The sequence below is a fragment of the Candidatus Falkowbacteria bacterium genome, assembly GCA_026396835.1.
Lineage (GTDB): Bacteria > Patescibacteriota > Patescibacteriia > Patescibacteriales > Patescibacteriaceae > Patescibacterium.
Genome location: JAPLWA010000006.1, coordinates 1 through 21,288, shown reverse-complemented (window position 1 = coordinate 21,288; position 21,288 = coordinate 1). Strand labels below are relative to the sequence as shown.

General features: G+C 37.6%; 16 protein-coding genes and 2 rRNA genes. 9 read left to right on the top strand and 9 right to left on the bottom strand.

Annotation, left to right across the window (positions count from 1 at the left end):
* Nucleotides 1-8 precede the first annotated feature (8 nt).
* The 3 genes from NTY12_05100 to NTY12_05090 form a co-directional block, all read right to left on the bottom strand.
* A complete protein-coding gene (locus NTY12_05100) occupies nucleotides 9-374 on the bottom strand; it encodes an endonuclease domain-containing protein (protein ID MCX6793363.1) in 366 nt (121 codons plus the stop codon).
* A 99-nt stretch (nucleotides 375-473) separates the two neighbouring features.
* Nucleotides 474-998, bottom strand: a complete 525-nt coding sequence (locus NTY12_05095) for a hypothetical protein (protein ID MCX6793362.1) — start codon at nucleotides 996-998, stop codon at nucleotides 474-476.
* 129 nt (nucleotides 999-1,127) lie between these two features.
* On the bottom strand, nucleotides 1,128-1,352 hold the full coding sequence (locus NTY12_05090) for a DUF378 domain-containing protein (protein MCX6793361.1): 225 nt from the start codon (nucleotides 1,350-1,352) through the stop codon (nucleotides 1,128-1,130).
* 147 nt (nucleotides 1,353-1,499) lie between these two features.
* On the opposite strand from NTY12_05090, the gene NTY12_05085 reads away from it, so the two are divergent.
* Nucleotides 1,500-2,186, top strand: coding sequence for an acyl carrier protein (locus NTY12_05085; protein MCX6793360.1), 687 nt, complete (start codon nucleotides 1,500-1,502; stop codon nucleotides 2,184-2,186).
* 88 nt (nucleotides 2,187-2,274) lie between these two features.
* The gene (locus NTY12_05080; protein MCX6793359.1) at nucleotides 2,275-4,809 is read left to right on the top strand and encodes a DNA translocase FtsK 4TM domain-containing protein; all 2,535 of its coding nucleotides are present in this window, start codon (nucleotides 2,275-2,277) and stop codon (nucleotides 4,807-4,809) included.
* Between the two features lie 52 nt (nucleotides 4,810-4,861).
* Here the strand turns inward: NTY12_05080 and NTY12_05075 are convergent, their stop codons facing one another.
* Entirely contained in the window at nucleotides 4,862-5,209 is a 348-nt protein-coding gene (locus NTY12_05075) for a hypothetical protein (GenBank protein ID MCX6793358.1), read from the bottom strand.
* A 415-nt stretch (nucleotides 5,210-5,624) separates the two neighbouring features.
* Between NTY12_05075 and NTY12_05070 the strand changes: the two genes are divergently transcribed.
* From NTY12_05070 to NTY12_05060, 3 genes are all read left to right on the top strand, one after another.
* Nucleotides 5,625-9,183, top strand: a 23S ribosomal RNA gene (locus NTY12_05070).
* A gap of 57 nt (nucleotides 9,184-9,240) precedes the next feature.
* Nucleotides 9,241-9,358, top strand: a 5S ribosomal RNA gene (rrf, locus tag NTY12_05065).
* A gap of 119 nt (nucleotides 9,359-9,477) precedes the next feature.
* On the top strand, nucleotides 9,478-9,987 hold the full coding sequence (locus tag NTY12_05060) for a hypothetical protein (GenBank protein MCX6793357.1): 510 nt from the start codon (nucleotides 9,478-9,480) through the stop codon (nucleotides 9,985-9,987).
* 41 nt (nucleotides 9,988-10,028) lie between these two features.
* On the opposite strand, the gene NTY12_05055 is transcribed toward NTY12_05060, so the two are convergent.
* From NTY12_05055 to NTY12_05040, 4 genes are all read right to left on the bottom strand, one after another.
* Complete coding sequence (locus tag NTY12_05055; GenBank protein ID MCX6793356.1) at nucleotides 10,029-12,893, bottom strand: lamin tail domain-containing protein; 2,865 nt, start codon at nucleotides 12,891-12,893, stop codon at nucleotides 10,029-10,031.
* Between the two features lie 81 nt (nucleotides 12,894-12,974).
* Nucleotides 12,975-14,036: an SIS domain-containing protein gene (locus NTY12_05050; GenBank protein MCX6793355.1), complete on the bottom strand. Its 1,062-nt coding sequence runs from the start codon at nucleotides 14,034-14,036 to the stop codon at nucleotides 12,975-12,977.
* Between the two features lie 70 nt (nucleotides 14,037-14,106).
* Nucleotides 14,107-14,634 (bottom strand): NUDIX domain-containing protein, encoded by a 528-nt coding sequence (locus NTY12_05045; protein ID MCX6793354.1) that lies wholly within the window; start codon nucleotides 14,632-14,634, stop codon nucleotides 14,107-14,109.
* A gap of 9 nt (nucleotides 14,635-14,643) precedes the next feature.
* The gene (locus tag NTY12_05040) at nucleotides 14,644-15,474 is read right to left on the bottom strand and encodes a helix-turn-helix domain-containing protein (GenBank protein ID MCX6793353.1); all 831 of its coding nucleotides are present in this window, start codon (nucleotides 15,472-15,474) and stop codon (nucleotides 14,644-14,646) included.
* A 146-nt stretch (nucleotides 15,475-15,620) separates the two neighbouring features.
* Between NTY12_05040 and NTY12_05035 the strand changes: the two genes are divergently transcribed.
* Nucleotides 15,621-15,938 (top strand): hypothetical protein, encoded by a 318-nt coding sequence (locus NTY12_05035; GenBank protein ID MCX6793352.1) that lies wholly within the window; start codon nucleotides 15,621-15,623, stop codon nucleotides 15,936-15,938.
* A gap of 35 nt (nucleotides 15,939-15,973) precedes the next feature.
* A complete protein-coding gene (locus NTY12_05030; protein MCX6793351.1) occupies nucleotides 15,974-16,288 on the top strand; it encodes a hypothetical protein in 315 nt (104 codons plus the stop codon).
* Between the two features lie 405 nt (nucleotides 16,289-16,693).
* On the opposite strand, the gene NTY12_05025 is transcribed toward NTY12_05030, so the two are convergent.
* Nucleotides 16,694-17,950 carry an endonuclease Q family protein gene (locus NTY12_05025; GenBank protein MCX6793350.1) on the bottom strand — a complete coding sequence of 419 codons (1,257 nt, stop codon included), beginning with the start codon at nucleotides 17,948-17,950 and terminating at the stop codon, nucleotides 16,694-16,696.
* A gap of 64 nt (nucleotides 17,951-18,014) precedes the next feature.
* On the opposite strand from NTY12_05025, the gene holA reads away from it, so the two are divergent.
* Nucleotides 18,015-19,046, top strand: coding sequence for a DNA polymerase III subunit delta (gene holA / locus NTY12_05020; protein MCX6793349.1), 1,032 nt, complete (start codon nucleotides 18,015-18,017; stop codon nucleotides 19,044-19,046).
* A 67-nt stretch (nucleotides 19,047-19,113) separates the two neighbouring features.
* On the top strand, nucleotides 19,114-21,288 hold a 2,175-nt coding region (locus tag NTY12_05015), incomplete at its 3' end, for a hypothetical protein (protein ID MCX6793348.1).

Below are 21,288 nucleotides of genomic sequence, written 5' to 3'. Positions count from 1 at the left end.
AGGGGAAACTATGGATATAAGTTTCGTTTTATTTTTATGATTTGTGTTTCGATTTGATCTATAACTTCTGTTAAATTATTTTTAATATTTTCGTTGGCGAATCTTATGATATTAATTTTATATTGTTTAATAATTTTTTCTCTTTCCGTGTCATAAACTTTGTTTTCTTTTAGATTATGAATACCGCCATCTACCTCTATACCTAGTCTCAAGGCTGGGCAATAGAAGTCTAGTATAAAACCCAATATTATATATTGTCTATGAAATTTTAGATTTAATAATCTCCTGTTTCTTAAGGCTCGCCATAGAATATTTTCACTAGGAGTTTGTAGCTTTCTTAGTTCTCTGGCAAATAATATTTTTTGAATCTTCATATATTAATTTTAATAAAAATCGCAATATACAAAATACCCCTCTTTACGCGTTAGCGTAGAGAGGGGTAAGGGGTGAGTTATAGATTGGTTGAAAAGTGTTTAAATTTTTTCAGCTATTAAAATATTTTTTTTAGCTCTATTCCCAATGAGGTATTTAGCCAATTCATAAACAGTAAATAAGCTAACCACATAACCAATGTCGCCAACCATTGTGCCGCGTAAAAATGGTAAAGCATTAATATAACTTTGCATGATACCCGTCATTGTATGAGGGTATTCGGGATACAAAAAAGCAAAGTTTGTTACTAAGAAGAAAATGCTGGCACTGCCGAGTCCAGAAAAAACAATTTTTAACCAGCGATTAGATTGCTTGGCTCCTTTAATCCAGAGTCCAAATAAAACTCCACTTAAATGAGAGGCATAAACTGCAATCATTAGTGGCCAAGAAAAAAATCCTATTATTAAATCAGAAATTAATCGTACAGCTAAAGGAATTACTATGGCTTGTTTTTTTGGCAAGTAAGCGGCGCTAAAAATAGCGAGTGCCGTAATAACTCCGGCATTTGGAATATGCGGTATTAAGCGAGAAATAATGGCTAAGCCAATAATTAAATAAATAAACATAGTTTGTCTTCTAATTTCTAGTCCAGTAGGGTCATTATAATGTCTCGGAAAGTTCTTGGCAAATCGGATAAATAAAAACAATTCCCGAGCATGGGGGCCGCAGGAATTGTCTTTCGAAACCTTGGAAAATTACATGCCTGGAGTTGCCTTTGGCATATCTTTTTCTTTGCAACGATTACAATCGCCAATCGTAACAATGTCATATACCGCTGACAAACCAACTAACACATAAACAATAGTGGAAAGAGTCGTGCCCAAGATATTACCAACTCCCCAGTTGAATAGACCGATCAAAAGCCAGTTTAAGCCACCGATGATTAGTAAGATATGAGCAATTTTGTGTAACATTTTCATAAAGTATCTTATCTTTTTATTAAGTTTAAAGATCGACCTTTACCTCTAAATTATATCACAATAAGTTAGCTTAATAAAGCTATAATATTGACTTTTTTAAGTATTTGTTGTTTATTAATAGTAACTAAATTTTGTAAATTAAAATATTTGGAGGTAGAAATGTCTACAACAATCGCCCTTAACCCCGGCTTTCATGAAAGGCCGGTAGGTTCAAAGATTTTCCGTAATATAGTTAGGGTAATAAGATCGGTCTGCATGTTACCAGAGAAAGACATTAATCCATTTTCAGTTTTCGAGAAAGATCTCGGCGTCGATTCCCTTGATGTTATAGAAATTATTTCAAGGTTAGAAAAAATCTGGGGTTTTAAACTTGAGATAGAAAATTTGTCTTACTTAAAGTACTCTCTGTCAGCCAAGCCGGCCTATGAGCGTCTTGATGCAGAAAGTATATTCGAAGCGTTGTGTAATAAAATATTCGAGCGTTTTGGTATTAAGAGTGTCGAGGATCTTGAATCAGAGGCAACTGCGTTAATGATTGATGTGCGTCAATCCATCATGTTCTTTTGCAGGAAAAACATTAATTTCGAGGGTCTTATAAGTGATGACCTTAGAATTAAAAAGGATCTTAGTATGAGTCGCGAGGAAGTGCTCGCTTTTCAAGCTTACCTTAAGAAAAGATTCAAAAAGCCGGGCCAGCCTAATCTTTATTTTCACTATACAAGAAACAAAGACTTTAGCTTGGCCGAAGTACAGGCGTTAGTTATCAGGTTCTTACAGGATTCATTTATTGAAAGTTTTAGCAATAAGCTGAAAAGAACAAGAATAAAAAGATAATAGCCATAGCTGCAAAGCCGTAAAAGGTTTATCCACCGGATAAGCCTTTTTTATTAGGTTTTTATATGGTATGATTTTGTTATCTAATATGGCAAAACGAAAGCAGAAGAGTCCGCTCGACTATATTTCACTACCGAACTTCAATATGAACCCTGATGTAAAGAGGAGTATTTTTGTGGTACTTATTTTTGTGTTTGCCGCAATTTTATTTTTAAGTCTGATTGATTTAGCCGGCGCTGTTGGACCATATTTGTCTAGCGGTTTATCTTATATGGCTGGTTGGGCAAAATGGATAATTCCTTTTTTGCTTTTAGCCATGGGATTTTTAATGGTTGGCAAGGAAAAAAGAAGCTTGGGTGCTCTACATTATATTGGTGTTTTAATTTTCCTTTGGGCTGTCTCGGCCTTACTTCAGTTTCTAGTAGAACCAGCTGATTGGGATTTAGCTATCGAACAAGGTAAGGGTGGCGGTTATATTGGTTGGTCGCTAGCAATAATGGTTATGAACTTGGTTGGTTTTTGGGCCGGCTTTGTCGTTTTATTTGCTTTGTTGTTTATCGGTTTGATGTTGATGTTTAATTCAACCTTGTCAGCAATTTTTGCTAAAGGCACAGCGCCGGTCAGACTAGCCTTTCATCCTTTTGCTTGGCTCTTAAACCGCATGAAAGAAAATAATTTGGCCAAGCAGTATGATAAAGAATTTTTGCCAGATGAAATTCAGAGAAGCGAAGAATTTCCTATTGAAGATAGTGGCCCATCAGAAGATAATTTTTCCGCGCGCCCACTAAAAGGTGATAAGGCCCAAATTTCCAAGAAGGTCGCCGCAGTTGTTGAAGAAAAATCACAGTGGAAGCCGACCAATGTTAAAATTGATCTGCCCTTTGATTTATTAAATGGCAGAACTACTAAGCCAACTAGCGGAGACATTAAAGCCAATGGAGAAATTATAAAAAATACTTTGGAGAAATTTGGTATCCCGGTTGAGATGGGAGAAGTTAGTGTTGGTCCAACTGTTACTCAATATACGCTTAAGCCAATCGAGGGCATTAAGTTATCTCGTATTACAACTTTGAATAATGATTTATCAATGGCCCTGGCGGCGCATCCGCTTCGTATTGAGGCGCCAATTCCTGGTAAGTCTTTAGTTGGTATTGAAGTGCCAAATAAAACCGTGGCCGCTGTTCCACTTAAAGAAGTTTTGGATAGCGATAGCTTCCGCAAGCGTAAGAGCAATTTAATGATTGGTTTAGGCAAAGACGTGGCTGGTCAGGTTTGGCTTGATAACTTGGCTAAGATGCCTCACTTGCTCGTAGCAGGACAAACTGGTTCTGGTAAGTCTGTTATGTTGAACACAATGATTGTTAGTTTGCTATATCAGAACAATCCAGATGATTTGAAATTTATTTTAGTTGACCCTAAGCGAGTTGAATTAACTATTTATAATGGATTGCCACATTTACTAACCCCGGTTATTACCGAAGTTTCTAAGACAATCAATGCTTTGAAGTGGTGTTTGAATGAAATGGATCGTCGCTTTGATACCTTGTCTAAGGTTCATAAGCGAGACATTGAAAGTTATAACGAAGGGGCTAAAGAAAAAATGCCTTACATCGTTTTCATTATTGATGAATTGGCTGACTTGATGGTCGTCGCGGCTAAAGATATGGAAACCGGCGTCGTTCGCCTAGCGCAGATGGCCCGTGCTGTTGGTATTCATTTAGTCTTAGCCACTCAGCGTCCAAGCGTTAATGTTATTACCGGTACAATTAAAGCCAATATGCCGGCCCGTATTGCTTTCGCTGTTGCTTCAGGGATAGATTCTCGTACTATTTTAGATTCTTCTGGTGCTGAAAAACTATTGGGTCGCGGAGACATGCTATTCTCTAACGCTTCTTTGAGTAAACCAAAAAGATTGCAAGGTGCTTTGATTACTGATCAAGAAATTAAACGCATTGTTAGTTACATTAAGGATAAAAGTGGTGAACCAAATTATCTTGAAGAAATTACTGAACGACAAAAAGTTAAAGGTATGGCCGGAGTTGGAATTGATGGGGGCAGCGATGACGATGACGAGCTGTTATCTGAAGCTAAAGAGTTGATTATTAATTCTGGCAAAGCCTCGGCCTCTTATTTGCAAAGACGCTTAAGCATTGGCTATGCTCGTGCCGCACGTTTATTAGACTTACTTGAAGAGTCGGGAATTATCGGTCCCTCTAACGGCGCTAAGCCAAGAGAAATTTTAATTTCACAAGAACAGTACGCTTCAATTATTGATCAAGGTGTAAGCGGCGTTCGTCTCCATAACCAAGCCGAAGCAGTTGCGCCAGATGAATATCTGCCAGCTGATGAAAACGACGAAGAAGACATTGTTGAAGAGGAGAGTATTTTTGTTGACATGCCAGCTGAAGAAATCGACGAAATTCCGGCGCTTAAAAAAGCTAGCGAAGAAGTAGAAAAAGATGAAGATAATGATGAAGATAATATTGTAGAAGAAGTAACTTTGGTTGAAGAAGAAATTATTCCCATAGAAACTGATGAAGCTGAGCCTAAAGCAAAGTCAGAAAAAAAAGCTTCTTCTAAAGATGATGATGAGGATGATTTTGGAAAATATTTTTCTCGCTAGATAAACTTAGTAAAAATTCTAAAGGCTTCGATGAATATCGAAGCCTTTTCGTTTAGTAAACTTTGTTTTTTTCGTACCAATTAGGAGTGTTTTTTCTTTTTTCTATTTTGGCGCTTAATCTTTTTATGCGCGGCAATAGTTTTAATAAGGCAGAACGAGCAGACTTTTGCTCTTTCATATGAAGGTTCTTGTTTATCTTATAGATAAGATCATCGTCCTTGCTGGTTAAATATTTCTTTTCGAGTGACCTTATTAGCGTGTTTAGGCTGTTTATATCTTCTTCATCAAAGACATATTTAACCCCCTTCTTTTTCTTAGGATCAAGCTTTATAATATCAAGCTCCTTTTTGACCTCTATGTAACCTAAATCTCCAATGGGCCGCTTTTTGATTAGTTTCATTAAAATCCCCTTTGTTTTTGGCAGTTTTAAAAGAATTATATGCTTTGTATATTGTAATAATCAGTGATTTTTGTCAAGACTTGGGCTGTCTCATGATAATGACCCCTTTGTTCTTGACAGGTTTTTTATATAATGTATAATGTATACACACTAATCTCTATGCAATACACTCTACTATCATCTATATTCATAAGTGGCTAAGGCTTACCGAATTATCGTGTACTCCGGCCGCTTAAAGGGCGGCTTTTTTAGTTAAAAATTTAAAACATGGTTCTTGGATACTGCTTCATAAAAGTGAATCGTTATCCGCGAATGATGAGCGGAACAGAACTTTAAAAACAGAATATGTATAGATTACAAATAAAAAATAATTTTTAGAATGATTAACTACATTTTGTTTGATAACAAGAATGTGGGAAAATCTCGTAAGAGTGCATGGTGGATGCCTTGACTCAAGAAGACTATGAAGGACGTAGCAGCCTGCGATAAGCTTCGGTTAGGTGGCAAGCAACCTTTGACCCGAAGATTTCCGAATGGGGTAACCCGTCCTGTTGAAGACAGGAAGCCCGCTCGTTGAACACATAGACGAGTGAGGAGACAACCCGGTGAACTGAAACATCTTAGTAGCCGGAGGAAAAGAAAATAATGTGATCTCTTATCAATGTTGATGATGCTTCATCAATTTTGATAAGTGATCTTTATTCCCTTAGTAGTGGCGAGCGAAAAGGGAGCAGTCCAAACCACTGTAGACCACGTATGTTTTTTTCACTTCGGTGAGACGAGCATGCTGAAGGAGTTAGGTCCATATGTCTATGTGGTGTTGCAAGATTATTGTGCTTACTACCTAATGCGGTAAGGTAAGGAAAAGTTTTATTAATTGAAGTGAGCTGGAAAGCTCTGCCAAAGACGGTGATAGCCCGGTAGGTGAAAATAATTCTGACTTTATGATAATAATTCTTAAGTACTGCGGGACTCGTGAAATCCCGTGGGAAGCAGGGTCGACTATGACCCAAGACTAAATACTTCTTGAGATCGATAGTGAACTAGTACCGTGAGGGAAAGGTGAAAAGCATCCCGGTGAGGGAGATGAAATAGTATCTGAAACCATGTACTTACAAGCAGTTGGAGCGGAGTTCGCTCTTAAATATAAGTTAAATAAAATTATTTATTCCGCAAAGGATAGTTTGTTCCTTGAGAGTTTACTGGACTTGCCTTTAACACTAAGGCCCAAGTAAAAAATGATAATACTTAGCAACTATGCTAGCTATGTAGCTTTGTTGAGTAGCAGGCCCAGCCGCAGGCGTCAACGACTTTTTTCACTTTTATGTTTGAAAAAATATAAAAGAGAGATTTCTCTAGCATAAGAGAATTGCCCTAATTGCATACAGGGAGCTCTAGAATGACAACAACAAGCAGGCGTGCTTGTTTAAAGGTTCGGACATCTTGTCTGTGTTCTGCGGGATACAGTCAATACCACAGGCTTCGAGTTTTAATTTTCATCATTAATGATGTTTGTTAAAACATGGTGTTTTTACATTTGGAAAGGGAGAGAAACATTTCTTCCTTTCCATCTTTTGCAGAATAAATAATTTATTTAAGAACTTGTGTTTAGAAGTGAACTCCGTGACAGCGTGCCTATTGAAGAATGAGCCAACGAGTTTGTTGTATGCGGCTTGATTAATTCCGTTAAACGGAAGCAGTCATAGTGAAAGCAAGGGTTAACCCCCGTTCTCTTACTTATTAGAATGGTAATGATTTATTGTTACCTTTCTAATATGTAAGAATGTCGCATGCACAAGACCCGAAGCCGTGTGATCTAGCCATGGCCAGGTTGAATCTTGTAGAAATATAAGAGGAGGACCGAACCCGTAAGTCGTGCAACACTTTGGGATGAGCTGTGGTTAGCGGAGAAATTCCAATCGAACTCGGCAATAGCTGGTTCTCCTCGAAATAGCTTTAGGGCTAGCCTTGAGCGCTGAACATAGGGGGTAGAGCACTGAATAGAGGCGGGGCGCAAGCTACCGTCTTTAACCAAACTCCGAATACCTATGCGTGAAGCTCAGGAGTCAGACTGTGGGGGCTAAGCTCCACTAGTCAAAAGGGAAACAGCCCAGATCGTCATCTAAGGTCCCAAAATATATACTAAGTGTGAAAGGTGGTGTCGTGACTGCGACAACTAGGAGGTTGGCTTAGAAGCAGCCATCCTTTAAAGATAGCGTAATAGCTCACTAGTCTAGTCGTCTCGCGCCGAAAATGTATCGGGGCTAAGTATATTACCGAAGATACGAGATGTTTACGCAAGTAAACATCGGTAGAGGAGCATTCTAAATCCACTGAAGTCGCAATGTGAGTTGTGGTGGAGGATTTAGAAGAGAGAATGTTGGCATAAGTAGCACAAAGGCGGGTTAAAACCCCGCCCACCGGAAGTCTAAGGGTTCCTGGGCAACGCAACTCGACCCAGGGTGAGTCGGTCCTAAGGCGAGGCCGCTGTAGTGGCGGCGTAGTCGATGGATGAGCTGGTTAATATTCCAGCACTACTTCAGTTTTCCGAAGGGGGGACGAGGTTTCGAAGTTCAAACGTTTCTATGGTATGAGCGTTGCTTATCGCAAGAATAGATCTAGGTAAATCCGGATCAACATTTCAAGCGGTCGGCAGAAGACAAAATCTTCGGATGGCGTCAATTTGAGCAAAGGAATCTCCAAGAAAAACCTCTAGGGCTAAGGCTGAAGTAACCGTACCGTAAACCGACGCAGGTAGACGAGGCGAGAAGCCTAAGGTGTACGAGAGAATCTTCGTTAAGGAACTCGGCAAAACAGCGGTCGTAAGTTAGCAATAAGACCTGCCCTACGCAAGTAGGGCCGCAGCGAAAGATTTCAAGTGACTGTTTATCAAAAACACAGCTCCCTGCTAACTCGCAAGAGGATGTATAGGGGGTGATGCCTGGCCAGTGTCCGAACGTTAAGAGGAGAGGTTAGCACTTCGGTGCGAAGCTTTGAATTTAAGCGCGGATGAACGCCGGCCGTAACTATAACGGTCCTAAGGTAGCGAAATTCCTTGTCGGGTAAGTTCCGACCTGCACGAATGGCATAACAACTTGAAAACTGTCTCAACGAAGAACTCGGCGAAATTACAAGACCAGTAAAGATGCTGGTTAACCATAGTTGGACGAAAAGACCCCGTGAAGCTTTACTACAACTTGATATTGAGTTAGGGATAAATCTGTTCAGAATAGGTGGGAGCCTTCGGGCGCCAGTGAGATACCACCCTGGTTTATTCTTAATTCTCACTTCGCTCCCTGAATCGGGAGAGAGGACAGTATCTGGTGGGTAGTTTGTCTGGGGCGGATGCCTCCTAAAAGGTAACGGAGGCGTTTACAAAGGTTGGCTATTCCGGGATGGAAATCCGGAAGATAGTGTAAAGGCACAAGCCAGCTTTACTGCAAGACCAACGAGTCGCGCAGTTGCGAAAGCAGAACTTAGTGATCCGACCGTACGAAATAGAACGGCGGAAGCTCATCGGATAAAAGCTACTCCGGGGATAACAGGCTAGTCACGCCCAAGCGTCCACAGCGACGGCGTGGTTCGGCACCTCGATGTCGGCTCGTCGCATCCTGGGGGTGGAGAAGCTCCCAAGGGTTAGGCTGTTCGCCTATTAAAGCGGCACGCGAGCTGGGTTCAGACCGTCGTAAGACAGGTCGGTCTCCTCTCCACTATGGTCGCGGAAATTTGAGAAGGCTCTTCCCTAGTACGAGAGGACCGGGAAGAATGAAGCTCTAGTGTGCCAGTTGTTCCACCAGGGGCATTGCTGGGTAGCTACCTTCAGTTAAGATAAACGCTGAAAGCATCTAAGCGTGAAGCTGTCTTCAAGATTAGATTTCATAGGTTGGTCAGAGAATATGACCTTGATAGGCTCTAGGTGTAAGTCCAGTAATGGATTGAGCCGAGGAGTACTAATAAACCATTAGATTTTCCCACTTTCTTGTTCTCAATATTATTTTTTATACTCAAGCACCGATGTTAGAAAGCATCGTCTTGGTGCTCCAAGCGAAAGGGTCACACCTGTTCTCATCCCGAACACAGAAGTTAAGCCTTTCAGCGCCGATGATACTCGAGCCGTCCAAGCTCCGGGAAAGTAGGCCAGCGCCAGGACAATGTTTTTTAGCATCGGTGTTTTTTGTTACCCTATTTTACTATTGACTTTGTCTCTTTTATGTGTTTAAATGAGTTAAATAAAGCCCTTTTATAAACCCTTAATCGAAAGGAAAATAATGAGAAATAAGAACGTTATTGGTGTGCCTTGCCCGCATTGTAATTTTTTAGTACCACCGGGCAGGTTGGATACAATCAGTATGATAAGTCTTGATCGTGCTAATTTGGCTAAAAATCCGGAGCATTATCACGGAGATCATTTTATTGCTTTCTTGCGTCGCATAGCATTAAACACTGAAGCTATAAAATACTTACGTAATAATGTCTTTCACAGACCTCCAACTACGCAAGAAGCTTTGCAGTATGCTTTAACTCTGGCCTTTATGCAAGAACGTAATTGTTCGTTAAAGCCAAAGAGAGACAGAGACAAGATTTATAACAAGATAAAAAGAATTAATTTAATTGCTTATAATCATTTAGGCATAAAGTTAAATCATACTAAGTCTGATATGTGGGCTGATTATTTACAATCACCCAGAAGCCCAAATGAAGATAAGAGAGTTCATTCTTTTGTCCCCGACATACCATGCGAACCTCTAAAGAGTAGATATATTTTCTCAGGTCGTTAAATTCCTCAATACTGTATCCCCGTTACATTCGTGTAGCGGGGTTATTTTTTATATAAGAAATATATTAGGCCACCCAAAGCAATAACCCCGCCTGCGATTAAATAATAAAAAATTACTTGTTTAGAAGAAGTTTTACTACTATCTAGATTACTAGCTATAGTATCGCTTGGACTAGAGGCACTAGTCGCACTAAAATCAGTTTGCTCAACTTTTTTAATGTCATCTTCTGAGCGAGGCTGTAAGCGCGGCGTTCCCCCACTTAAGTTTAAAACTCCAAAAACAGAGATTTTATCACCAATATTAAAATTACTACTTTTTAATTTAGTGTTAGTTGATAAATATAGTTCTATTTCGCCAGTCTCATCAGCTAAATAAATTCGCGGATATTTTTTCGAAACAATTTCACCTTGAACTAAGGCTAGGCGTGGATAGGGCGCTTGTTTTAGATCGGCGCTGGTACTTAATTCGGGCACTATGATTTCATTGGTACCAATCAATTGAATATTATTTATATCTTTTGTCTTAAGACGAGGGCCAGTTTCTGTTTCTGAGTATTCACCGGTTATAATAAGTTGATCGCCAGCTTTAATTTTTGGAAAAAGTTTTTTTGAATTATAGATTTCATAAAGTGGTTCACCATGTTCAGGTAAAAAATAAAAATATTGACTACCAAATAAGCCAGGTGAGCAAATCGCTGTTCCTGCCGTAGTGAATTCAGAATTATTTTTTGCAAGCGAGGCGATGCTAAGCGAATTTTCTGTCGACTGACTTTCAAGATATGATTTACCTTCTTCACTTTTATCATAAGTCAGAGTACTAACTATTTTATTGCTTGGATCAAGTAAAGAAATAGTTTGTTTAGTGTTGCCCAATGAACCAGTCAGGATTTTATTATCAACTATTTTTTCTTCGCCAGTTTTAATAATAAATGAATCTTTAAAAGCTCCGATGGTTTTATTATTCGAGTCAACTATTTTATAGCCCTTAAGATCAACTGCGACATCACTATTGTTTTTAAGCTTCAGCCATTCTTTATCAGAGTCTGCGCCCAATGGATTAGCCATTAAATCTGTAATTACTACATTGACGTTAGTAGTTTGTTCGTCATTTATCTCAATCGCCTCAGTCTCATTTTTTAAGACATTAATAGTTTTGGAAATAGTCGATGAGCCATAGTCATTTTTGATTGTTAGACTAACCTTTGTTTTACCAGCTTTCAAAAAGCTGTGAGTCGGATTAGAGAGACTTGAGCTACCGCCATCGCCAAAAGACCACTGATAAAAGCTGTTTTTAGGGCTTATAAGGCTGTCTGAGCTATCAAATCTTACGGTTTGACTAACGACAGGGTCGTCCAAAATTTCAAAGCTAGCGGAGGGTAGAGCGGCTAGAAAATTAGCCTTGGCCGGAGTTGCTTGAGCTGTCCACTGCCAAGCACCTAAATCAAAATAAGCATAGCTTTGGCCTTCTAAAGCTTTTTTATAAGTCACGGATTGATAGCTAGTTTGTTTTAGTGCTTGGAACAATTTTACAGTTGCGCCGTCGTTAGCTAATGGTAAAATATTTTTTGTACTCAGACTTAAATATTCTCCAGCTGAAATATTGGCGTTAATTGTCATGACACTTTCTCCGACTTCAATGCGCCAGGCATTTAAATTAACCATGGCCTGCCCTTTATTAAAGAGTTCAATAAATTCTCCGTTCAAGGCTTCGCTATCAATGCCCTTGGGATTTGGAAAAATTTCAGAAATAATTATATCTTTACTATAATCATAATTATTTTCTACAACTGTTTCACTTGAATTATTTTCCACCGTACTAGTAATAATATTTGCGCCTGCCTTTGTTATGGTGTTCGTTATGCTAAAGTCATTCTTGTTATTATGAGTTGTTTCGCCATCTTTATTGCGAGCTAAAGAATAAGGGTTGTCAGCTGCCGGAGCATTATCACTTAAATCACCATCATCCCAATCACCATAAGTTACTGAATCAATTGTGTCGCCATCTTTATTTTTTAAAATTATTATATCACCAGAGTTATTAAGCGCGCCTTTGGGTTTTGAGATAACTTGCCATCTATCAATTGTGCCACTTAATAAAGTTTTGCTGTCTGAACCATCTTCAATTGTCCAGCCATCGATTGAGCTAGCTTGATTTTTATTACTATATAACTCAATCCATTCTTCACTCGCATCAGAGACGATTTCATTGATGACGATATCATCGGCTGCGGTAGTATTAGTTTCAGTTTGGCACATATTAGAACAACCATCGCCAGAAACAGCATTCCCATCATCACAAGTTTCGCCACTCTCAAGTAAAGAGTTGCCGCAGACAACTGGTGCTATATAATCTTTAATCTGCCAGTCCAGTAAATTGTTATTAGTGTCTTGATTATTAATTCTTTCATAAAATTGTCCGCCGCTATGGTTCGTTGTATAAGGTGCGCCTTCTACAAAAATATTAGCAGCGCTGCCCCAGGCAAAACTATCAATAATTGTGCCAGTATTTTCAGCGCCCTCTCTTATAGCAACGCCATTATCATCAGCAATCGTTTGACTTGAGTCTGATTGAGCATTTAGAGAAACAGCAAAACCATCGCTATTATTTGCCCAGAGGTGATAGTCGCCGGGATTTAATAAAGTTGGGTTAACCCATGATTTAATACTTGTGTCGCTAGTGCCGGTTTTGGTTCTTTTAACTAAGCGCAAACCATTTAAGTCAATTACGGCGTTAGATTTATTATAGATGCTAATATAGTCCTGGTTCGTCTTACCGACTCCACCGGTAATTTGAACTTTACTAATAACTAAGTCGCCATTTGAAACAGCTTGAGCACAATAACTATAAGTTAAAGTGCTTATAACTATAATAAATATGGCACAAAACATCCCTCCTTTATGTTTCATATTTTTCACTTAATAATAAAAACCCCGCTTGTGGGCGGGGTTGGGTAATTAATTTTGAAATCCCGTCATGCGACGGGATGGCTACTTCGTAGCCAGTTGCTGTTTAAACCAATCAACCCAAGGAATCTCCATTGGATTAACATGGTTGTTAATAGATAAATAATAAGACAAAAAGCCACTGAATTGCAAGAGCTCAAGTCCTTGCTCTAAAGTATTGTTGCCGACTAATTTGTGACTAATAACTAAAACCTTATTTTTCCTAAAGACTTCTTTGGTTAATTCTAGTCTTTTAGTGATTTTTGGATTGTCTAATTTAGATTCAAAAAAGATAGCGACTAAACGCTTTGGATTATTTTTAGGAAATTGTAAACCTTCTAGCGCAAAGTGGTTCATGTCAGACACAGCTAAATAGCCAGCCATGTTTTTAGCACTTTCGCATAATTGATTGCGCAAAGTTTTTAGGTTACCAATAAATAGTGGTCCGCTAACTAATAAGATTTCATGATTCTTTATTTTTTTAGCCATTAACCGAGCCGGACTTTTTAAGTTATTAGCCAAAGTTTTTCCGCTAGCATTTAATTTCTTAGTGCTCTTTAAAAGCTCTTTAGTAATACTTTTCTTTATGATATCGAGTTTACTTAGAACCATGATAAAAGCAGTTAAGGCAGCGCCTAAGCCAAGTCGTGGTTGATTTGAAGGATTAGCTGTAGTTGGAAATTGGAATAATGGAGTTTCATGTTTAATAGCTAGTCGTGCCATTGGATTGTCGCCTGAAGCAGTTACGGCAATAACAAGAGCGCCGCGCTTTTTAGCTTTTAAGTAAGCAACTAGCGGCTCTTCAGTGGTACCAGAATAAGACATGACAATATACACAGTTTCGCGATTAACATAGCTAGCGATGTCATAGCCAGGGTCAATGATGATTGGTAGATTTAATTCATCTCTGAAAATTGAACGAGCAATTTCTGGACCAAGATTTGATCCTCCCATTCCGTTAATAACTACTTGCCTAACAGGGCCAGTAATTTTATCAGCATTTGTCCACGCTCCATTCTTAATAGTGTCAGTAATTTGTTTACTGAGCGACAAAAGAGAATCGCGGTAAATATTTTTATTTGATTTTATTTTTAGAAATAGAAACATATTTTATATTTGTTTATAGACTTATTATACAGCACGACGTCAGCGTGTACAAGTAAAATATAAAGTTGATTTATTTTTTAGACTTGTAATAATCGTTAATTTCTTTAAATTTATCAGGTCCGCCTACCCAAATTTCCCTTTCTTTTTCCATTGAATTTATAATTTCTTCTGGGCTTAACCACTTTACTTCTACGACTTCATTGTCATTAAAGGATAAATCTTTTATATCGCCTTCAAAATCATAAAAATAATATTTAACTATTTCATTGTTATTTGCACTGTTATAGTTTGAAATTTGGCCTTCAATTAAATCATTGGGTGTAATGTCTAGTCCAATTTCTTCTTTTAGCTCCTTGATTACAGTTTTTTTAAAATCATCCCCGGCAATTACATGCCCGCCGAATCTAGTGCCCCAATGACTTGGATGTAAATCCTTAAATGGTGATCTAAGATGTATTAAATATTGACCCTGCGGATTAACTACGTAAACATGGACTGTTTTATGCCAGTCTCCATTTTTGTGTATCTCTGAGCGCAGCTTCGTTATGCCTAGTGAATTGCCGTTTTCATCGTATATATCGATTAGTTCGTTTGCCATATATTTAAATTATTTAATCAATGTTGGTCGCATCATGCTATTTATAAACGCTTTTTTGCTTGCTTCGTCTTCTGTTAATGGTTTAGAAATATTCCAGAGAATTTCAAACTGAGTTTTTAGAAGCTGTCTTAGTTCTTTACTTTCAACAACAAAACCAAAATTCTCTTTTTTAGATGACATAAAGATAACTTTATTGCCATAGGCCCAGTAGCCCATTGAAAAATCAATACCTTCAGGAGCAATCCTAACTTCACGCTTCACTTCCTTGCCTGGAGCAAGAAATATATCTTTTTTGATATCACCGCTCTTATCCATTGGCCAAATTACTCGAATATTAATGTTATTGCGAACCCTCTTTTTATTGAATTCAAATAAAAAATCTTCGCCAACAACCTTAATCATATCTTTAGCTGGCCAACATAGTTCTGTGTCTAGGTCATCATATAATAAAACATTTTTTAACATTCGTCTCATCTCTTCAGCTCCTTCAAAGTAATTAAATTTGGGGCTGATAAAGTCCGTTTTCTGAGATGACTTTAATTTTTCTAGAATCCCGTCAAAGTCACTTCGGGTATTTTCGAGTGAATTAATTCTGTCATTGATCAAATTTTTGATATTTTCAGGATCAACAGCCTGCCAAAGCTTAATATTGTCTTTTTCGCTCTGTAGTATTAGCCCACCTTGAGCTAAATCTTCCAATAAACCATATAAAGTAGTTCTAGGAATGTTTAAACGTTTGGCCAAATTGCCGGCTGACATAACCCCGTTCTCTAAAAGAGAGAGGTAGACATCAGTGTGTTCTTTTTTAAACCCGAGCTTTTCCAGTGTTTTTTCTAGCATATTTGTGTGGTTTTAATCCATTTGTCGAGTTTCGTCGACAGTATTCACAATAACATACTTTCGTTGTATAGTAAAGCCATAATAAAAAAAGTTATTTGAAAATTAAATAAGTGTCCTAAAATAACGACATAAAAAGGAGAGTTAAAATGGAGCTTCTGGTAATAATAGGAGTACTTGTATTCATAGTTATAATTCTTACGTTAGTCGGTGTTATCAAAAATCAAGGTTATAACCTTGGACAATCTGAGCTTATTACAATATTATTCTCTAAATATATTGAATACGACCCAGAAGACGTAATTGAAAAGATAGGAAAAGATATAAGTAGTCTCTCGAGGCTTATTAGAAATAACTATTACTATGGTTATTGGTCCGACAATGGTAGGCATGAGGGAAAAAAAGAAATGTTAGAAAAAATAGAAACGATGTTAGAAGATTTCGTGAAAAAAAACAAAAAAAACTAAAGAGTTCTTAATAAGAACAGAAAAGGAAAAATTAAATGAAAACGTCAGATTTTAGTTTTGATCAAGTTAGTGAAAATGTTAAGAATTTTGAGAAATATGAAGATGTGTCATTATTAGATATGTTAACAGTGCAAATAGGGGGATTTTGTTTTTTAATGCCGATTTTTTTACTGGCAAAATGGCTCGGTGTTGAATTAACTTTTGGATATTTAGCAACAATCTTGCCTGTCTGGTTATTAGTAGTAATTAAATTAGCTTCTTGTTGTATTTCAATTATTGTTGCCTTAATTGTATTTAAGTACGGCAAACAAATTATGATTATTCTTTTAAATAAATTAAATAATAATTAAAATTTAAGAAAAGGAAGGTAAGAATGAAAGATGCAATACTGTTTGCTTGTATAATATTTTGGCCATTTATATTATTCTTAGCATTATATATTTATGTTATATGGATGAGCGCATTTCTTAATGGTCGACTATTTTGGTATACATTTAAATCGATGTTCAAACATTAAGATATAAAATCTGGCTCAGATGATAAATTCGTCTGAGCCAGAATTACATAAATTAAAAACAATCAAAAAATATTAAGAAAAGGAAAAATAAAAATGAGAAATGTAGGTCTATTTATTTCAATATTATGGAGTGCGGTAAATATAGTCGGGACTCTATACTGGATTCTATATTATTTTGATAAAATAAGGAGTTATTAAAAAGTGGGCTCAGATGAAAAATTCATCTGAGCCTTTTAATTTACAATAAAGTTTTTTGTCGTGCCTTCTTTTCTCCAGGCGAAAAAATTTGAACGACGCCGTACTGACCATCAAAGCCAGGTTTAACGTATAGTTTATTGGCGCGCATTCTTTTAATACCTTCAATTACTTCAGCTGGCGCTTTGTCTTTCATATCTTCCAGTGGAATATCCAGTAAGATTTTTAATTCAGAGCCAAGTTGTTTTATCATGTCATGATGAATTGCTTGTACTTTAGTAGATTGACGACTTTTTACGCCAATGGCTTCACAAATTATTTTATCTAATTCAACAGCTTGTTTATAGGTAACGGCGTTTTTGGGTTTTATGCCTTCTTCTCGACCAGCTAGTTCCATAACGCGATTCAAAACTCCAATTACTAATTCTTTACCGCAAACCGGGCAAATGTTTTTATGTTTTTTAGATTCTTTGGGACTAAAACTAATATTACAATCGCGATGACCATCAAAATGATACATGCCTTCCTCGGGCCAAAACTCTATGGTATATAAAATCTTTTTTGTGTCGTGATTTTTTATGATGTTATAGATTTCCTCATAACTTGGCTGCTCGTTTAAATCAAAAACATTAGCTTCGCGAGCAAGATTGGCCAGAGAATGAGCATCGGATGAAGAAAGTAAAGTCAAATTATCAAGTTGCGAGACTTGCCAGTTCATGGCCGGGTCACTTGATAAACCAGTTTCATAAGCATAAATATGTTTAGCTTGTTCATGAAAACATTCTTCAATAGTATTAAAACCAGATTTTGAGCCAAACATGGAAAACCACGGCGTCCAAATATGTGCGGGGTAGATTAAAAATTTTGGATCGATTGCTAAACAAAGCTTCACTAAATCAGGACAAGACATGCCTAAAATTGGTCGGCCATCAGAGCGGATATTAAAGTTTTCATCTAGCTGTTTATTTAATTCTCTGACCGCTTTAATGTTTGGTGCTGTAATCATTATATGAACTCGTCTTGCCTTGCCGCCGTCTTTATAAATTAAAGCTACTTCGGTTGATAGAATAAATTTAACCTTAAAGTCGTTAGCTGATTTTAATTTATACAAACCAGAATTACCAATTTCTTCAATCTCCTCTTCGATTGATTTAAACCAAGCCGGATAAGTAAAGTCGCCAGTCGCAATAATATCAATACCTTTAATACGACAAGCTGCCTCAATATTACTTAAGGTCAGTTGAGGGCTACAAGCGCGAGAATATTTAGAGTGAATATGTAAATCTAGGACGCTTTTCATATGAATTAAGTATATCAATCAAAGCATTGAAAATCTACTCATAACAAGCTATAATAGCGCTACTATGATCTTCTTTCTTTATGGTCCTGACAGCTTTCGGGCCAAGCAAAAAATTAAGCAATTAAAGGCAAAATTCATTGCCGAAGTGGACCCTGGCGAGACCAGTCTTTTAGAATTGGAAGGTTCTAAGTTAAAGATTGAAACTCTGTCTGATGCTTATAGACCGCAGTCACTTTTTTCCAAGCGCCGCTTTATTATTGTGGAAGATATTTTTTCTTCAAAACGCAAGGAGTTGGCAGCTGAATTAAATGAATTTTTAGAAAGAGAAAAAGATAATGAGAATATTTTAGTACTGTATGAACCTAATTTATCTGAAAAAGGAAAGGGTGTAAAAAAAGCTTTGGGCCGCATTACGGCCGATGGTAAAGTTGGTGCAGTTTTAAAAGATGAAAAAAAATTATTGGACTTTTTATTTAAGCATGGCCATGTTCAATTTTTTGCTAGCCCAACACCAGCGCAAATTGTAAAATTATTGTCAGACATTGCTAAGAATCGTGGTGCAAGCATCACTCCTAAAACCATCCAATATTTAGTTTCGATTGCTGGAACTGATTTATGGAAATTATCTAATGAGGTAGAAAAATTAGCGGCTTTCAAAAAATCTGTGGCCATGGATGAAACGGCGATTATTAATGAGGACGATGTTAAGTTATTAACTGCTGATATGGTTACAGAAACTATTTTTTCTTTAACCGATGCTTTGGCAGCTCGTCGGCCTGATCAAGCTTTGAAATTATTAGAAGAACAATTTAATAGCGGTGTTAGTTCGCAATATATTTTATCAATGCTGTTGTGGCAGTATAAAATTTTAGCCTCAGTTCGTCAGGCGCTTGATAGTGGGGCGACGCCGCGTGATTTAGCTGGTTCGATTGGTTTACACCCCTATGTTTTAGAAAAAAATATTAATCAGGTTAGACGCTTTAGTTTTGATTATTTGAAAACCATTATAAATTGTTTGGTAGAGATTGATTATCGACATAAAAGCGGGCGCGGAGAAATTGATAAACTTTTGCCGGCTTTGCTTTCAAAAATATAGATTTCTTGTTTTAATGATTTTTAAAAAAACTAGGATTTTTCCTAGTTTTTTGCTATATTTGTAGTATATGAAACTATTTAAGGTAGTAAACTATTTGCTTGTTTTGTCTCTTTTTTTACAAATGGTTCCAGCAAGCGTCTATGCTAGTAACACCAAGACAATAACAGTTAATTTTTCTAGCCCTCCAACAACAGCCGTAGCATCTAAGCTTCCATTAAAATATGGTAAGTCTTTTGCTTATTCATGGATGTTCGATGATGGCTTAAGCGATGCTTACAGGAATGCTTTCCGCTACCTAAACGGAGGTATTGTCGATGTGCAGAGTACTAGCTTACCTTATCCTGGATTGTATTACACTGACGGCGCTGGAAATGATGTCCCTTTTAGAGCGGGTTATGCCTGGTATTCTGTTAATGGGGCTTTTACTGACCTGCACTATGACACTCCGGGTAATATTACCTACGGAGAGTTACGAGACTCTTATGATAATGGTTGGGATGTTATCAATCATGGTTGGCAATCTATTGCCACCCCAAGTCCAGCTAATACTATAATTAATTATCCAGCTGGTAACGGTGGTCCAAGAACAATTGATTATCCATACGAAATTAGTCAAAACAATAATACGGTTAAAGCTAAGCTTGGTATATCAAAGGATATGTCACAATTTGCTCTACCTTCAGGTGATCAACTTTATGTTGATTCGGCTTTAGCTGATTCAAACATTAGGTCTGTCATGAGTCAATCAACTACTTTTTCTGTTGGCGGTTCTACTGTGACATTGCCTCACGGAGTTAATGCGATCGATGTTAATCCATTAATTTCTTCACCAACTGGCCTTGATGATTATTTAATGTATCGAAAATTATACTCTAGTCCAACTGGACCGGACCCAACGGCTGATTCTGTTTATTATGCTGATGCTGATAATACGTATTCGTTTAGTACTGGTGGAGCAAATTACTGGCGCCAGGCTTTTACACATCGAGTTTACAACGGAGTTGGTGCGATGGGAGCTAATTTTTATTGGACAAAGTTTAAAGCCGTGGTTGATCATATTGAAGCTAATTATGGAAAGAGTGGAAATGATACAGCTTGGGTTGCTGGTCAACAGGAAGTTTACGAGTATTTATTAAGCAATCAAAAGACTGATTTAAGTCAAAATCTTTCTGGAAGCACTTTAACTATTACTCTAGATACAACTAATGTTCCTGACTCGTTAAGGCGCAAAGCCTTGTCGCTTAGAGTCGAAGCTGATACGCCTATTTCTTCAATTGTCTATTCAGATGGTGAATTTACTTACACATCGCACAATACTGCGACAGGGCTTATTAATCTTGATTGGGGTGAACACTATTCAGGAAATCTGAATATGCATGTTGAAAGTGCTTTGAGTACTGCTGAAAAATCTTTAGTGTTAACTGATAAAGACAAAGCTCAATTATGGATCGATTTGTTGCCTTCAGGCTCTGAACAAACGGTTTTTCAAAATCGTTTGGATGCTATTCCAGCCGCGGAAAGAACATTTCAATTTGCCCTTACGAACGCTTCTACTAGTGGTGGAGTTTGGAACACATATAGTAAATTGCTAACAACAGATCCTACTCTATCAAATGTTCAAACAATTGATGCTGTAGTGACTAGCCTAACTCTTAGAACCGTTCAAAATTTTAGCAGCAAATTAGACGGAGGCACTTTAAAGGGTTCTATTACTAGTAATAACACCGGAGCATTTCCTGATACTTACATGAGGCAAGGATTTGTTAGCGCCTCTGGTGTTACTAGCACACTTCGCTTAAGTAATCTAAATACATCAAAACTGTACGCTTTCAAATTACTGGGCTCTACAATAGGACGAACAGCAGGTTATAACGCCGCGTCTACCTCGAACTATCAAATCGCTGGATCAAATACCGCGTCAGGTTCATTGAATGCTTTTCAAAATTTCCAAAATACATTTACGGCTAAAGGAATTGCTCCGACAGTAGGAGGAACAATTGATATAACTATTTCTCCGGCTGATGGAGCAGGAGCAGCTTATTTAAATGCCTTTACTTTAACCGAAGTAACTCCGCCACCAGTATCTTCTCTCTCTGCCTCACCTGCGACTATTAACCAAGGTGATTCTACGACCTTAACTTGGTCATCTACAAACTCTACTAGTTGCTCTGCTTCATGGACTAATAGCACTGCTACCAGCGGAACTCAAGTTGTTTCACCAGTTGCTAATACGGATTACACG